The sequence below is a fragment of the Chryseobacterium paridis genome (genome assembly GCF_016595215.1).
GTDB lineage: Bacteria > Bacteroidota > Bacteroidia > Flavobacteriales > Weeksellaceae > Chryseobacterium > Chryseobacterium paridis.
The window spans coordinates 521791-539314 of the sequence record NZ_JAENHK010000001.1 but is presented as its reverse complement, the minus strand read 5'-3'; the positions used below and the strand labels follow the sequence as shown (position 1 = coordinate 539314).

The 17524-nt window shown below is 35.0% G+C and carries 10 protein-coding genes; 5 read left to right on the top strand and 5 right to left on the bottom strand.

The window, feature by feature from the left end:
- Positions 1-11: 11 nt before the first annotated feature.
- From JHL15_RS02375 to JHL15_RS02365, 3 genes are read left to right on the top strand one after another with little or no spacing between them, the layout of a single operon-like run.
- Positions 12-3140: a hypothetical protein gene (locus JHL15_RS02375; protein ID WP_200242329.1), complete on the top strand. Its 3129-nt coding sequence runs from the start codon at positions 12-14 to the stop codon at positions 3138-3140.
- A gap of 6 nt (positions 3141-3146) precedes the next feature.
- Positions 3147-6662: a DUF6443 domain-containing protein gene (locus tag JHL15_RS02370; RefSeq protein WP_200242326.1), complete on the top strand. Its 3516-nt coding sequence runs from the start codon at positions 3147-3149 to the stop codon at positions 6660-6662.
- 1 nt (position 6663) lies between these two features.
- Entirely contained in the window at positions 6664-7218 is a 555-nt protein-coding gene (locus tag JHL15_RS02365; RefSeq protein WP_200242324.1) for a hypothetical protein, read from the top strand.
- 389 nt (positions 7219-7607) lie between these two features.
- Here JHL15_RS02365 and JHL15_RS02360 read toward each other — a convergent pair whose 3' ends face one another.
- From JHL15_RS02360 to JHL15_RS02340, 5 genes are all read right to left on the bottom strand, one after another.
- Positions 7608-8561 carry a T9SS-dependent choice-of-anchor J family protein gene (locus tag JHL15_RS02360; RefSeq protein ID WP_200242322.1) on the bottom strand — a complete coding sequence of 318 codons (954 nt, stop codon included), beginning with the start codon at positions 8559-8561 and terminating at the stop codon, positions 7608-7610.
- A gap of 75 nt (positions 8562-8636) precedes the next feature.
- On the bottom strand, positions 8637-10178 hold the full coding sequence (locus tag JHL15_RS02355) for a protein adenylyltransferase SelO (protein ID WP_200242319.1): 1542 nt from the start codon (positions 10176-10178) through the stop codon (positions 8637-8639).
- A gap of 73 nt (positions 10179-10251) precedes the next feature.
- Entirely contained in the window at positions 10252-12633 is a 2382-nt protein-coding gene (locus JHL15_RS02350) for a transglycosylase domain-containing protein (RefSeq protein ID WP_200242317.1), read from the bottom strand.
- A 6-nt stretch (positions 12634-12639) separates the two neighbouring features.
- Positions 12640-13101 (bottom strand): gliding motility lipoprotein GldH, encoded by a 462-nt coding sequence (locus tag JHL15_RS02345; protein WP_200242310.1) that lies wholly within the window; start codon positions 13099-13101, stop codon positions 12640-12642.
- Positions 13094-14470, bottom strand: coding sequence for a PSP1 domain-containing protein (locus tag JHL15_RS02340; protein ID WP_200242309.1), 1377 nt, complete (start codon positions 14468-14470; stop codon positions 13094-13096). The genes JHL15_RS02345 and JHL15_RS02340 overlap by 8 nt, the downstream gene beginning before the upstream one ends.
- A gap of 276 nt (positions 14471-14746) precedes the next feature.
- On the opposite strand from JHL15_RS02340, the gene JHL15_RS02335 reads away from it, so the two are divergent.
- Positions 14747-15982 carry an OmpP1/FadL family transporter gene (locus JHL15_RS02335; protein ID WP_200242308.1) on the top strand — a complete coding sequence of 412 codons (1236 nt, stop codon included), beginning with the start codon at positions 14747-14749 and terminating at the stop codon, positions 15980-15982.
- A 10-nt stretch (positions 15983-15992) separates the two neighbouring features.
- Positions 15993-17450: an SGNH/GDSL hydrolase family protein gene (locus JHL15_RS02330; RefSeq protein WP_200242307.1), complete on the top strand. Its 1458-nt coding sequence runs from the start codon at positions 15993-15995 to the stop codon at positions 17448-17450.
- The last annotated feature ends 74 nt before the right edge of the window (positions 17451-17524 follow it).

The window sequence follows — 17524 nt, the reverse complement described above, 5'->3', positions numbered from 1 at the left end:
ATATAAATTCCATGGGCAAATTATTACGCCTGTTGTTATTATGCATTTCTTCTTGGATATACTCTCAAATATCAAATGGTGCAAATGAAGAAAGTAATTTTTCCTACACTATTTTATCAAATATAAAATCCCCTCAAACTAGTGAATTTACAAGATATGGTAATATTCCTATTAACAAATTTGTTGGTGAACCCAGTCTTGATATCCCATTAATAAATGTTAGAACAAGTCAGTTAGGAGATAATATTTCAATGTCGCTAGGTTATAATTTTTCAGGCTTTATGCCCAATAAGAGGCCTGATATTGTAGGCTTGGATTGGCATCTTAATGTGGGAGGAGTTATAACAAGAGAAATAAAATCTATTGCTGATGATCAAAAAGGATCAAGTGCTACCTCAGGTGGCCTTTTTGGTCAATCCAAGGATGGGCTCATTGTTGGATTGAGAAGTAAGCAAAATTGTCTTCCTTTGCATACGAATGTAGGAATATTTAATTTGAGTTCTAGTACGGGGAGCTTTACTGGTGATCTTGATTACAAAATGAAAGGATGTGATATTTCTACAGCTTATGATGGTGATGCAGATATTTTCAGTTTTAATTTTAATGGAACTAGTGGCAAATTTTTTGTGGATAATGATAATCAAATTAGGATTCTTAGTGACAATGCAAAAGGATTTAAAATTGACATATCCAATGTAAGCACCCAGCCAATAACCAATCAGTGTAAGCCACTAAATTCTGAAATTAAAATTACAGATAGTAGAGGAAACATTTATTATTTCGGTGGTGAGTCCAAAAATTTAGAATACAATGTCAATCTTTCACGAGATCAGCAAAATCGTGAGAGCAAATCTGGTCTTCCAGTTATTACGGCATGGTATTTAAGAAAAATTGAATATAGTAATGGTGAAGAAGTCAATTATAATTATAGAGACGATTCTATATTAAGTGATTCATTTTGTTTTGGAAATACAGACATTTCTGATTGGCATGGCACAAATAATACAGTACAGCTTAGAAAACAGTTTATTCTTTACAATAAATTATATCTACAGGATATGAGATGTAATTTGATAATGCCGGATCCATGTGTGGGTAGTGAAAAGGCTTATTCAATTACTAAAAGAGTAATTTTGGACAATATAACAGGTACTAATTTTAATGTAAATATTAAACAGTCTCTACAACCTTATACTTTTAACTATGAGACAACTGACTTATCTTTTTTTCAGAGAATACAAAATACAAAAGTCGATTCTATTACTCTATACTCAGGCATAAAAAAGATAAACCAATATGTTTTTAATTATGAACTATCAGGAGGAACTTCAAGCCAAGGATCATTTCCAAGATTATTTCTAAAAAGTATAAAAGAAGATGGTAAAAATCCATATATTTTCAACTATGATATTCCATCCTCAACATTATTTCCCAAAGCAGTAACGATGCAAATCGACTACTGGGGATTCTATAACGGAAAAACAGGGAACGAAAATCTTCAATATTTAATACCACAAGAGCAGTATGATGCTGCCGGTGATTATTATTATACATCTGCTATTCGCGAACCTGATTTTAATTTTTCTAAATTGGGACTATTGAAGGAAGTTGTGTATCCTACTAAAGGCTTAACAAGATTTGAATTTGAAGAACATAATTATAATTACAGAATAGAAAGAAAAAAGAATAATAACTATTTACCTCAAGCACTAACATTTAGTGGAATTGCGGGAGGAGCCAGAATAAAAAGCATTAGCCAGGAAATTGATGGAAGTATTGTTCAAAAAAAGGAATACCTATATGCTGATGGTATTTTAAATCAATGGCCACGTTATACAATGCGTCTCAATATACCAGCTGGAGATTTTGCTCCTCCCCAAACTATTCTTTATTGGAGATCATCGTCATTATTACCAAACATACAGGAATCCTCGATGATAAACTATGGTAAAGTAACCGAATTACAATCAAATAAAGGAAAGATAGAATCTTATTTTTCCAATTATTTAACGAATCCAGATATCAATGATACGAATGTTCTAATTAATATAAATAATTCTTTACGTCTAGCAGATGATGTAGAACTCGCAAAAAACTATATTGGAATTTATTTAAATGATGTAAGTGAGGAAAGAGGAAAAATTAAACAAGAAAAAGTCTATGACAATCAAAATTTTTTATTGAGAAATGATATCTATACTTATAATGAGAATTCGAATAGATATAATGAATATTCTGCAGAAATACATTTATCCGGACCAGCCGTACAAGCTAACAAAAGATATTATTATCAAACCAATCTCAGTAAAAAAGAGAGTCATGAGTATTTTTTAGAAAATGGGTTAACAAAAGAAATCATGCAGACCGAAAATTTTGTATATAGCTCTGCACCAGATTATCAATTGACAGACAAGCAAACTATTTCTCCTGATGGCGTAGTGGATCAAGAGCAAACTATATATGCTTATCAGAATTCAAATGCCTTGATGATCAGTAAAAATATCATTTCTGTTCCTATTGAAAAAATTATTTTGAGGAAAGAAAATATTAATGCTAATGGGAAAATGATACATCATAGTAAAGATATTTATCCTACTTCATTGCCAACACCACAAACAGGGAATATTGTATTACCAACTTCAGTATTGTCTTATGATTTACAAAACCCAACATCTACTACCACAGAAATGCTTTATGATAAATATGACTTCAAAGGCAATTTACAGCAGTATACTACCAAAGATGGAATTCCGACAGCAATTGTCTGGGGATATAATAGTACACAGCCTATTGCTAAAGTACAAGGTGCTACTTACGATCAGTTAGTGAGCTTAGGACTTGTGACTGCTATTGTAAATGCTTCAGATCAGGATGCATCCAATTCTGCTAATGAACCTGCATTAATTACAGCACTGGATACTTTCAGAAAGAACTCAGGTTTGTCTACTTATCAGGTTTCTACTTATACCTATGATCCACTCATTGGCGTTACGAGTATTACTCCACCTTCAGGAATCAGAGAAGTATACATTTATGATACTGCTAACCGATTAAAAGAAATCCGTCAACAGGAAAAGGATACTAGTGGAAATATGGTGTATAAAGTGGTGAAAGAATTTAAATACAATTACAAAAACTAAGACACGATGAAAAAGATACTCATTCCAATAGGAACATTACTAATAACAGGCATGGTTCATGCCCAGCTTTCTCCAACGGAAAATTATGTATATTCAAAAACCTACCTTGATTACAATACCAGTAATGTAGCCACCAAAACTTCAGAAACCGTTCAGTATTTTGATGGACTGGGAAGACCTAAACAGGTTGTGAATATAAAAGCATCTCCTCAAGGGAAAGATGTGGTTACTCCTATTGAATATGACGGATTCGGAAGACAGGTAAAAGATTATTTACCTATTCCCCAGTCTAATACATTAAATGGAGCAATTGTTCCAACTCCTTTAGCTAATGCTACTCAACCTGGAATTTATGGGCAAGAGAAGATCTATGCTGAAAAGACCTTAGAAAATTCTCCTCTTGACAGACTTCTTGAACAAAAACAAGTAGGAACAGCATGGAATGATAAACCTGTGAAGTTTCAATATGATGCCAATATCCATGAGGATTATGTTAGAAAATATAAACCCACAACGACATGGGATCCTACAGGGAAAATGACAGTCACAAAGATTGAGTTGCTTGAGTATTTTTTACCTAATACCCTCTATAAAAATACCGTTACGGATGAAGATGGAAACAAAACCATAGAATTCAAAAATGGAAAAGGACAAGTTGTACTGGTTCGAAAAGTGATTAGCCCTACTGAAAATGCAGATACTTATTATGTGTATAATGAATATAACCAGTTAGCGTTTGTAATTCCACCAGGCTCTCCAGCCACACCAGATGATACCGCATTGAATAATTTCTGTTATCAATATCGATACGATGGAAAAAGCAGATTGGTTGAGAAAAAGCTACCTGGCAAAGGTTGGGAATACATGGTGTATGATAAAGCAGACCGATTAGTGATGACCCAAGATGCCAATATGAAACCATCAGGGAATTGGCTGTTTACCAAATATGATAAATTCTCAAGGGTTTTGTATACAGGTATTGCTGCTATTGGCGCTCAGTTTAGCAGAGGACAGGTTCAATATAGCACAGACTATTATATTGATCAAGGACAGCCTTCTAATGAAGAACGTAATACAACAGGTTTTACCAATAGTGGAATGGCTATTTATTATGGTAATGCAGTATATCCTACTACTATAGATAAAATTTTAAGTGTTAATTACTATGACACTTATCCAACATATGGTTTCAATCCTACCTTTCCTACCGATACTTTTGGAAAACCAATTTTAACAGATAACGCAACCGGAAGTAATATCAGTACAAAAAGTCTTCCTGTAATGGGTTTGATTAAAAATATAGAAGATGACAACTGGACCAAGAACTATACGTATTATGACACGAAAGGAAGAGTGGTTACCAGTCACTCGATTAATCATTTAGGAGGTTACACGAGGTCTAGTTCTGAATTAGACTTTGCGGGAATAGTAAAACAAACCATCATAAAACATAAAAGGTTAGCAACAGATACAGAGAGAACAACCAGGGAGATTTTCACCTATGATAATCAAAACAGACTTTTAACCCATACCCATCAAGTGGGCACTGGAGCTATTGAGTATTTAACACAGAACAAATACAATGAACTTTCCCAGTTAGAATGGAAAAAGGTTGGGGGAACTAGTACAGCAGCTCCACTCCAACAAGTAGACTATAAATACAACATTCGAGGCTGGATGACCCAGATCAATGATCCAACTGCTTTAGGAACAGATTTGTTTGGGTATAAGATCAAGTATAACCAGGTTGAAGGATTAGAAACACCTAATATGGATTATTCTACTCTAAAAGTACTTCCAAAATTCAATGGTAATATAGCAGAAGTAGATTGGAAAACCTCTACCATTCCTAATGACAATATCAGAAGGTATGGTTACGTGTATGATAATCTGAACAGGTTACTAGCTGGATTTTATCAAAAAGACACCAATCCATCAGGAAAGGAATATTTTGAAAAGATGGATTATGATTTGAATGGAAACATTACCAATCTAAAGAGATCAGCAGACCTTCTTTCTGGGGATCCTACTTCAAAATTAATAGATAACCTGAAGTATGATTATACGGGAAATAAACTCACAAAAGTTACTGATGAACAACAGAATCCATCAGGTTACCCTTATATAGTTACTCCATTCGAAATTACCTATGATAATAATGGAAATATGACTCGTCATCGAGATAAAGGGATAGATTCAATTGAATATAATTTTTTGGACCTTCCAAGTTTAATAAATGGAGCTCCGGGTAAAAAACAGAAAATTACTTCATATATATATAGGGCAGATGGTGTAAAAGTGTCTAAAATATATTTTCAAAGACCATTAGATACTACTACTACAGACTATCTTGATGGTTTTCAGTATGAATTTTATACAGATTCAGTTACTCCGCCAAATCCGAATGGACTAAAGTTTGTTCCTACATCAGAGGGGTATTATGATTTTGAAAAAAATAAGTACATTTACAATTATACAGATCACTTAGGAAATGTACGATTAAGCTATCAAAAGGGTACATCCGGAATAGAGGTCATTGAAGAAAATAATTATTATCCTTTTGGATTGAAGCATGAAGGTTATAATGGGTTGGCTGGAAATCCTGCATATCAATACAAGTACAATGGTAAGGAGCTTCAGGAGACGGGAATGTATGATTATGGAGCGAGGATGTATATGCCGGACTTGGGAAGATGGGGTGTAATAGATCCGTTGGCGGAAAAGTCCAGAAGATTTACACCTTATAATTATGCCATCAATAATCCTATTAGGTTTATCGATCCAGATGGTAGATCAGAATCGGATTGGATCAGGAAAGACGGGAAATGGCAGTATGATGCCAATGTAACTACTGTGGAACAAGCTCAGAAAATGAAGGATGTAGATGGCTTTGCTAAAAACGGGACTGTTCTTGCGAATGCAAATATTAATGGAGGAGAAACAGGATATGTGAGATTAAATGAAGGGGGAACTACCGATTTTAATCCTGTGTATGGCTTTGTAGATTCTCTCACAGACGCAATGCCCATGTCACTTGGCGGAACATGGACAACTTGGACCCATGAAAATTTTTTCAGTTTTTCAGGAGGAAACAATGATCCCGACAAAGAAACTCTTAATAAGCTCAGACCAGGAGATACATTTGAAAGTAATAATATGTTTGAGTATATGTTTGGTGGATATGGAAGAAATACAAAACTTAGTGGTGGTACTACAGGTTTTCAAGAAGCTCTTGTACAGTTTGGTCTTGATGTAGAAGGTATTGGAAATCCATTTGGAAAGTCATCAGAGCCTGCAAACTCCGACACACTTAGTTTTTCTGGTTCTCAAGCAGTTGGTCTTAATATTTATAGAGGATCTGGAGACAGAATAACCGGTGTTGGTGTTAAAACTCAGGATATTCATCTAAATGGTCTATCAAGAAGTCAAAAGGACTCTGTAAGTAGAAGATTTAATGCTGATGATGCAAAATTTAATAATCAAAAAGACTCTGTATTAAGAAGAATAATGAAATCAAGATAATATGAAAGCTAAAATAATTTGTATACTAATTTTATTCATTATTTTTTCTTGTAAAAAAGATGAAACCAAAAGTTTTAAAGAAGAATTAACCCAATCTATCCAAAAAAAGATTATACAAGAGCTTAAAGAAGACGGTTCTTCTTTAGAATCCATTCAGCTTGCAAAATATGATACTTTAATGGAATGGCAGGAAGCTGACCTATTATTGCAGTATTCTAATCAAAAATTAATACGTTTAAATAAACAACAGCAACAGTTAACAAAAGAGCTTGATAATGTTAAAACAATAAAGGATTTAGAACGAGTCGAGTCAAAATACACAAAAGTAAAGGACAGTATGAAACACGAAATAAAGATTGGAGAAAGTGTAAGTCATCTGGAACCAAAAAAAGATAGAACAGGTAATTATCAGGCAATCTTTCTTTTAAAGGTTCATGATAAAAAATCCAATACGGTTAAAAACGATTCTTTATTTATGTATGTAAATGACAAAAAAGTAATCTTCACACAGGCACAATTTATTGAACAGTGTATTAAGAAATTTAATAAAGATTAGTCCAATGTCGCATATTTATAATCTGTGATCAGATACAAATAACCCCACCGCATTGCAGTGGGGCTTGTATTTTATAATGCAGCAATATTTTTCTGGAGATAATCTTTAAACCGTTTTTGATAATCAGAAAAGAATACAGAAGGAAATATGTCAAGGGAGCAGTATGTTGTAGATTTTCATAAGAGTGGTCTTTATGTAGGAGGAATATTGACAAAATGCAGGTAATTATTTGAATTTATATAGAAAAAATTGTTGCTGCTCAAAGTTGTAACTTAATAATAAAACAAAACCCACTCACTGAGCGGATTTGTTGTTTATCTAAAATCTGTACAATGTGCTTATCGAATACAGTATTTTCCCTTCCTCGATTTATTTATCTGTAAAAGCTATTACTCTTTGATTACTTTTTCTGTGGATGAAGTTCCATCTGCAAACTCAACTTGCATTAAATAAGTTCCCTTAGAAAATGATGAAAGGTTTGGCTTAGCAGAAGTTGTTTTTAAAACTGATCTACCAGAAACATCGAAAATAGAAACTGATTTTATCTTTTTATCAGTTTTGATTTCAATTTCCCCTTTTGTTGGGTTAGGATAAATGCTTGTTTGGGTTTTAGAAGACACCTCGGAAGTAGATAAAGTACCAGTAGTGACTTTAACATCATCTACCATAAACATATATCTATTATCAGACATGTATTGGATACCTATTCTGATAGTTTGTCCACTATATGTATCTAAGCTTTGTGTTACCTGTTGCCATGCTGCATAAGGAGCAACTGAAGGACTAGCTCCGGAAATTATGGTAAAGTTAGCAGCAGAAGTAGGGGTTCCGCTACCAATATAAACTCCTATTTTATAGTTTTCTACATAGTCTGGAGAAAGAGCCTTTACCCAAAGGCTTAATTGATTACCTCCAGCGCCTAATGTTATAGGTGGAGAAACAAGCCAATCATTATTTGCTGTAATTGTAGGTGTTACAACAGCTGCCCAGGATACTGCCATTTTTTGGCCTCCATGTGGTGTGAAATTTCTTACCTCTTCATCTACACCAGGTATTGGGGTAAGATTGTTTGTAGCATTGCTTGCAGAAGGATTGAAGATTTGAAATGCCATCGCGGCTCCTCTATTTGGCCAGTTTGCAGTCCAAGTCGGAACTGTACTACCTCCAATTACGGGTCCTCCTCCTGTGTAAGTAGGTAAGCCATCTAGATCTAAAGTTTGCCAGCTACCAATACCAGTAATAGCAAAGTTGGTATAGGATTCGAAACCTTCGTCTAACAAAACGGTTTGGGCAGTACCCATCACGCTTGTTAATAATACTAAAGAAAGTAGAGTCTTTTTCATAATGCAATTTTATTTATGCATTAAAAGTAAGAATTTTTTTAATAGGTCTAGTGTATGTTGTTTAATATTATGAACTTACGAGCTGCAGGAAAGTGTGGAACATCCTGAAATATCATCATAATTACCTGGTCTCTTTACAGAGAATTCGGGGTAAATTTCATGATATGGATTTTCTAATGCGTGGGTTAATTTTTTCAACAATTCGGTTTTGCCTTCATTTACTTCATCGATGCATTGATACAAAAGATAATTTCTTAGAATAAATTTTGGATTTGTTTTTTGCATCAGATGTAGAGATTCTTCCTTTGAAATTGAATTTTTTGATAATCTTTCCTTATATTTTTCAATAAAGTGTGCAAGTTTTTTCAATAAATCATCGGTTAGGTCTGTGTAAGAAATGTCTTTAAACAATGACTTTAGATCACTCTCAACTTTCAGTTTTTCCAATTGATTAAAAAATAAAGTATGATCAAATTGCAATTCCTGCATCAATCCCTGCCAGTTGCTGAAAAATTCTTCATCTCCTTCCAATAATTCATCAAAACCGAACTTTTTACAAAGCATTTTATCGTGGGTTTCCCAGAAATAGGTGCCATAATTATTGAGTGTATCTTCCAGAAATTTTTCGTCTTTAATTATTGGGTGTAGTGCATTGGCCAACTGCCAAAGATTCCATTGGGAAATCTGCCCCTGTTTTCCGAATGCATATCTTCTTCCAGGTAAATCAGTAGTATTAGGAGTGAAATTCAAATCATATTCATCCATCATAGAATAAGGGCCATAATCAATGGTCAATCCGAGAATTGACATATTATCTGTATTCATTACGCCATGAACAAAACCCACTCTGAACCATTCGGTAATCATATCAGCGGTTCTTGTACAAACATTTTTAAAGAAATCTTTATATTTTTCGGTGTCTGAAGAGATGATTTCCGGGAAATAATTTTGAATTGTATAGTCAAGAAGTTCCTGCAAGGTATTATATTCTCTTTGGGCAGAAGCTAATTCATAATGACCAAATCGCAGAAAACTTTCTGCAGTTCTAATGATTACTGCTCCTTTTTCATTTTGAGGATTTCCATCATACATCATATCCCTGATGACATTTTCGCCCGTAAAGCATAAGCTTAAAGCTCTTGTAGTAGGAACTCCTAAATGATACATGGCTTCACTCATAAGATATTCCCTGACAGAAGACCTCAATACTGCACGCCCATCCGCATGTCTTGAATATGGAGTTGCTCCGGATCCCTTCCATTGGATTTCGGTTTTTTGTCCGGAACTATTTATTATTTCTCCTGCTAATATGGCCCGACCATCACCAAGCTGCCCTGCCCAGTTTCCGAATTGATGTCCTGCATAGGCAGTAGCATATGATTGAATATTTGCTGGAAGATTATTTCCAACCAGAAAATCAAGATCAGTATCTTCAAATTTTCCCAAACCAATTTCATCCGAAAGCTTTTCATTAAAAGCAATCAATTGAGGACTTTCAAATCCTGCAGGAAGGGTAGTGGAAAATACAACCTTAGGAGTGATTCTTTGCATTGGGTTTCCGGAGAAATCACCGGGAAAAGTTTCTATAAAGGGTTGTTTGATGTCTTTAATATTCATGATTCAAAGATACGATAATAAAAAAAGACCTTTCAAATTGCTTGAAAGGTCTCATATATTTCTAAAAGAGAAATTATTTATTAAAATCTATTTCTTCATTTTTATTTAGATTTTCATTTACATTTTCTTCTTTTTTAGTAGCATTGTTTTTCGGTGTTGGATCAGCAGGTTTTGGATTCTTGATCTCGTCAATGGTCTGTAAACCTCCATCATCACCATACCCTCCACTTAAACCTTTAAGATCTGAACAGCCGTCTTTCCAGTCTGATGGTTTTGTAAATTTGTCATCCGGAGTAATTCCTAAACTCTTATCCGCCCAAACTTTTTTCATGAAGATAGCCCAGATTGGCAATGCCATTCTTGCTCCCTGTCCTTCTCCTGTTCCAAAGAAGTGGGTCGCTCTATCTTCCCATCCAACCCAGGCTCCGGTAGCAAGTTTTGGAGTGATACCCATAAACCAACCATCAGAGTTGTTCTGTGTTGTACCTGTTTTTGCAGCAATCTCAACCGCTTTTGAGATTCCTCTTCTTGAAAGTTCTCCAGAAGCTGTCCCAAATTGTGCTACTCCTTTCATCAGTTCAATCATGGTGTATGCATAACGTGGATTCATTACCTCTTTAGGATCTACATTTACTTCCTTAATTACTCTGCTGTTGGCGTCTTCAATCCTCCAGATCATTTCCGGCTTGTTGTAGTTACCATAGTTAGCAAAAGTACTGTAGGCTCCTAGCATTTCATAAATCGTAATATCTGATGAACCTAACGCAATAGTATTGTTTCTTGGTATTTCTTCTGTAACTCCAAGATCTCTTGCTGTCTGTATTACCGCATCTACACCCGTCATTTCGATGAGTCGGGCAGCAACAGGGTTTTGAGAGTGTGCTAGAGCATCTTTTAATGTTAACATTCCACCTCTACCAGGGACATGCCAGCCATTGTGGTCGTAAGTTCCATTTGAAACTGCTGAACAAGGAGTCATCCCTAATTTCATAATTGCTGTTGCATATACGAAAGGCTTAAATGTTGAGCCCACCTGTCTCTTTCCTTGTTTAATGTGATCGTATTGGAAGTGCTGCCAGTCAATTCCTCCTACCCAAGCTTTAATTTCACCTGTTCCCGGAACCATCGACATTAGTCCTGCCTGAGCGATTTGTTTGTGATATCTGATAGAATCCCAAGGAGACATTTCAACTTCTTCTTCTCCATTCCATGTAAAACGAGATGTCTTTATAGGCTTATGGAACTCCATTAAGATGGAATCTTCTGATACTCCTGCTGCTTTTAATAGTTTATAACGCCCAGTTCTTTTCATCGCCTGAACCATTACACTATTGATCTGCTTATCTGTTAGATAATAGAAAGGTCTGTTTTTTCTTCCTCTTTGTTCTGCGTCAAATCTTTTTTGTAGATCAGTTAAATGTTCCTTAATAGCCTCTTCTGCATATTTTTGCATTTTTGAGTCAAGAGTTACATATATCTTAAGACCATCTTTATAAAGATTTAATTTTTTACCGGTTTCTTTTTCGTTTTCTTTAAGGTAAGAGTCTATTTCTTTCTTTAAATAAAACTTATAATAAGCAGAGTAGTCATCATTGATGTTTTTAATCGGATGATAATCTAAGGTAATAGGAGTTGCTACAGCTTTGCTATAAGTGTCCTCATCAATATAACCAGTTTTTTGCATTTGTTCCAAAACAACATCTCTTCTTGCTTTTGCTCTGGTTTCATTACGCATTGGATTGTTCTTAACCGGATTTTCCAGCATGGCAACAAACATAGCTGCTTCGGGCAAAGTCAATTGATTTGTATTTTTATTGAAATAGATCTTTGAAGCCATTTCAATCCCGTTTGCATTATATAAAAAGTCGAACTTATTGAAATATAATGTTACGATTTCTTCTTTGGTATATCTTTTTTCAAGACTTACAGCTACAATCCACTCTTTTAATTTTTGGAATGCTCTTGCAAATTTGTTTTGTGAAGCACCTCCAGTAAAAAGTAATTTTGCAAGCTGCTGGGTAATCGTAGATCCCCCACCTCTTCCTCCACCATAAACTACAGCTCTTGCAATTGATTGCAAATCAATTCCTGAGTGTTCTTTAAAACGTTCATCCTCTTTAGCTTGCAAAGCATAAACTAAAAAAGGAGGAAGGTCTTTATAGGTGATCGGCTGGGTTTTTTCTTTTTCAAATTTGCCTAGTAGTACCCCATCAGCAGAAAAAATTTGAGAAGCAACATAAATATCTGGATTCTCAAGTTCTTCTACGTCTGGCATTTCACCAAGGAAGCCTTGTGAAACAGCAAAGAAAGTTCCTGAAATTCCTAAAACAACTACAATAAGTCCAAGCCAAATAAGTCTTACCCATTTCTTCCAACCGGTATTTTTATTATTCTTTTTGGGGGGAAGAGGAAATGTTTTTCCTTTAGTCCCTGTGTTTTTTTTGTTTTCTTCCATTTATGGTTACGGTTTAGCCGTTTCTATTTTAACTCCAATATCTTCAATTCCCGGAAGGAAATCATTTCTCATTGCTTGTATCAATCCAATTTCATATTTTCCCTTTTCAGGAAATTTGTAATTTAATTTATACTGAAAGAGCGTTTCCTTCGTATCTCCAAAACCTGTTCCAAGCCATTCTCCATTGGGTTTTGTAAGAACATAATTCAATGTGTCTGTCTCTTTTTTCTTGTTTTGAAGATTGGTGAAATTAACAATAAACCTAATATTGCTGTAAGGATAATTATTGTTATTTCTTACAACAAATATAATATTTTTAGGATTCTGCGGATCTGAAATTTCAAGATTAAATTTTTGCTCACTCTTCTTATTCCATTTGTTATCAACAGAATTCATGGTGATGTTTTCTCCTGAAGAATTACAGCTCAAGAAAAGAATGAGGGATAATAATCCTAAAATTTTACGCATTGTTATCTTTTTTTGGAGGGAATTTCTTTTTAAATTTTTTCTTATTAGGAGCCTGTTGTGGTTTTTTCTCCTGATTAGAAGCTGCTTCTACTTTTTCTAACTGAACTTTGGGCTGCTGTTGCGGCCTTGGCTGCTTTGGATTGTGGTTAGAATTAGTATTTTCAGACTTCTCAGGTTTACTTTTCCTTGGTCCCTGATTGTTTTGTCTGTTCTGGTTATTATTATTGTTGTTATTGCTGTGATTCTGGTTCTGGTTTCTGTTTTTATTAAAACCACGATTCTTTTTCTCGAATCGATCTACACTGTTTTCCTGAATCAAATCAATACTTTGTAATGGGATATCTGGTTGTTTCAGATCTTCCAGAGGTAAAATTCTTTCTCCTCTTTTATTCTTGGAAATGAATTGTTTTACCAAATCAATATCAAAGTCGTACCATGCAACAGAGCTATCAACATAAGCAAACCACATTTTCTTTTTGAAAACATCAATTTTAATACAGAAGGCTCTTCCTTTTTCTGTATCTAATGTAGTTGATGAAGATGGGAAATTGCTTAATGCGTCTAAATAACTGTCCAGTTCATAATTAAGACAGCATTTTAGCTTACCACATTGTCCTGCAAGTTTTTGAGGATTAATACTCAACTGCTGATAACGTGCTACGTTGGTATTTACAGATCTGAAATCTGTAAGCCATGTAGAACAACAAAGTTCTCTACCACACGATCCAATACCTCCGATTTTTGCCGCCTCCTGTCTGAAACCAATCTGTTTCATATCAATCTTGGTTCTGAAAGTAGAGGCATATTCTTTTATTAACTGCCTGAAATCTATTCGATTATCTGCAGTGTAATAAAAAGTTACTTTTGAAGCATCTCCCTGATATTCAACATCAGTAACTTTCATTTCGAGTCCTAGACCATGCGCGATTTTTCTTGCCTGGATCTTGACACTATCTTCTTTTTTTCTAGCTTCTTGCCAAACTTCAATATCTTTTTGGTTGGCTAATCTATATATTTTTAGCGAGGTCTCTTCAGATGATTTTTTCTTTTTCATCTGAATTTTCACTAATTCGCCGGTGAGACTTACCACACCGACATCATGTCCGGGACTTGATTCTACAGTGACTACACTACCTATATGTAAAGGAACATTATTTACATTTTTATAAAACGATTTTCTGTCATTTTTAAATCTAACTTCTACAAAATCACACCTGTTAGATGCAGGATTATTGATGTTAGACAGCCAGTCGAAAACACTTAATTTATAACTATTACCACAGGTATTTACATTTTCACAACCATTCGCGGATTTCTTGGGTCCGCAAGAATGCGCAGAATCGCCGGATGTTTTACATCCACAACTCATATAACTAATATTTAATCTTGCAAATTTATATATTTTTATCTTTATGTAATTCTAAAAAATTCAAATATTCATCAACATGATTGTTTAATCTTAAACGGAAAACGCAATTACTCAATGAAATATTATCAATGTGCTAGTATATATGCCTTTAGGGTGAATTTTTTCTAAAGTGTTATTTTAAACATAATTTTCTTTTCCGTTATTGTTTAAAATATTAAGAAATATTAACAGACGTATTCAAAATAATTTTATATTTGGGTTATATAATAATAGTCTATGAAAAAAATATTAGTATCCACTGCTTTATTGGCGGGTGTTTTATCTTACGCTGGAGGCTTCAGAGTCTCTTTGCAGGGGGTGAAACAATTGGCAATGGCACATACTAGTGCTCATGCTGAAGATGCAAGTGTGGCATTTTTTAACCCAGCGGGTATGTCATTCATTCCTTCTAAACTGAGTATAGTTGCCGGAGGATTTGGAGCAAGTAATAAAGTTACTTTTCAGAATTTAAATACTTTACAAAGTTCAGAAACTGATAATCCTCTTGGGACACCAATTTATGCGGCTATTGCTTATAAACCGCTAGAAAATTTATCAGTTGGTTTTAGTTTTTCAACGCCTTTTGGTAGTACTATTCAGTGGCCAAATGATTGGGAAGGAAAAGAAATGGTTCAAAAACTTGAATTAAAGAGTTTTTATTTCCAGCCAATGGTTTCAGTGAAGCTTGCACCATGGTTAGCTTTCGGAGCTAGTTATATCTATGCAAGAGGAAAAGTGGACTGGGATAAAGCGGTTACTCAATTTGGAGGGCAAGTTAATATTAATGATGAAAAAGCGAGTGGACACGGATATGGTTTTGGTTTCTATTTCAGACCTGAAGAGAAATTGGATATAAGTATCGCTTACCGTTCACCTGTAGATATGAAAGCTAAGAATGGAACGGCAACATTTAAATTCCCTTCACAGTCTATTTATTCATTACTAGGTTTAGGAGCAAACGGGCAGGATAGCTTTACAGCTACCTTACCTTTAGTAGAAGAATATACTGTCGGATTAACTTATAAGATTACACCAAAATGGTTAGTGTCTGCAGACTTTAACTATCATGGATGGGAGAGATACAGTAAATTAACATTGGATTTTGCAAATGCTCCGATCGGAAATCAGGCAGATCCTACGGTTCTTGTGGCTCCTAAAAACTTCAGAAACTCTAAAACATTCAGATTAGGAACTCAATATGCATTTAGCAATATGATCTTTGGACGTTTAGGTGCTTATTATGATGAATCTCCTTATTCTGATAATAACTTTATTGCTGAAACGCCTTCATTTAATACCTATGTAGTAACAGGAGGGGTTGGATTTAAATTGAAACAATTTGGCGTTGATATCGCCGGTGGTTATGCAATGCCACAAGCCAGAGATGTCAATAATACGAATTTAGGTTTCGTTGGTCAGGCTAAAGCTAGAGCGTTTTATTTTGGTCTAGGTTTATCTTATAATCCTTTTTAATTGAAAGACTATGAAAAAAATTATAATTTCTACAATCGCTGTTTCTGCTCTTTTATTTACGACAAGCTGCGAAAATGATTTTGATACGGATGTAAAAGATATCCAGGTGACTAAAGGCGATGCTGATTTCTCTAAATATATTTCTTTAGGAAATTCCCTAACTTCTGGTTACAGAGATGGAGCGCTCTATAGCAGCGGACAGAATGAATCTTATCCAAGTATGCTTGCCATGCAGATGAAGCTTGCTGGAGGTGGAGCTTTTAAGCAGCCTTTAATGCCAAATGATACAGGAGGTTTTACAAATTTGTTTAATCCTACTACTGGTGACTATGCTGGAAAATATGTATTAAGTTTTGTAAATGGAGCTTTATCTCCTGGCCCTACTGCTCCCGGTGCAGCTTTAGATGATATAAAATCAGGTGGCCCTTACCAGAATATGGGTGTTCCTGGAGCTAAGGTAGCACATCTTATTGCTCCTGGGTATGGAAATCCAGCTGGATTGAATCCAGCAGCACCTACTGCAAATCCTTATTTTGTGAGATTTGCGAGCTCAGTAACGACTTCAGTAGTTGCGGATGCTTTGGCGCAGAACCCAACCTTTGTTTCACTTTGGATCGGGAACAATGATGTTCTGGGATATGCTACTTCTGGAGGAGACGGAAGTAATCCTATCACTCCGGATGCTGGAAGTTTAGGAGTTGGTTTCACAGCAACATATACTTATTTAGTAAATACTTTATTTCCTGCGGGAGCAACTAGAAAAGGAGTTGTGGCTAATATTCCAAACGTAACTAATGTTCCATTTTTCACAAGAGTTCCGGCTATGCCACTTACAAACTTGACAGATGCTCAGGTAACCCAGTTAAACGGGGGGTATGCACAATATAACGGTGGTTTAGCTCAGGCTAAAGCATTTGGATTAATCAATGATGCTGAATACCAAAGAAGACTTATCAAGTTTACGGCGGGTGCTGTAGCAAATGGAGCAGTAATTGCAGATAAGGACTTAACTGCTGTCCCAGGATTACCTAAATATAGACAAACGACATCTAAAGATTTAATTTTGCTTCCAGCTAGTAAGGTGCTTACTCCACAAGCCGGAGGAGGAACGTCTGTTCCATTAGAGGATAAACTTGTTTTAACTGAAGCAGAGACTGCGAAGGTATTAACTGCTACTGCAGCATACAATGCAACAATTAAAAGTGTAGCTGATTCTAAAGGATTAGCATTTGTAGATATGAATGCTAAAATGATAGAATTGAATTCCCAATCAGGAATTTCTTGGGATGGTGTAAGATACACGGCTACTTTTGTAACCGGAGGTGCTTTCTCTCTTGATGGAGTTCATTTGACGGGAAGAGGATATGCTATTGTTGCTAATGAATTTATTAAGTCTATCAACGCTAAGTATAAATCCACACTACCACAGGTAAATGTGAATAATTATTCAGGTGTAAAATTCCCTTAAAATATAAAGGGAAATAAAAACTTAGAAACCACAAGAGTAATTCTTGTGGTTTTTTTTTAAATTTGCAAAATCTT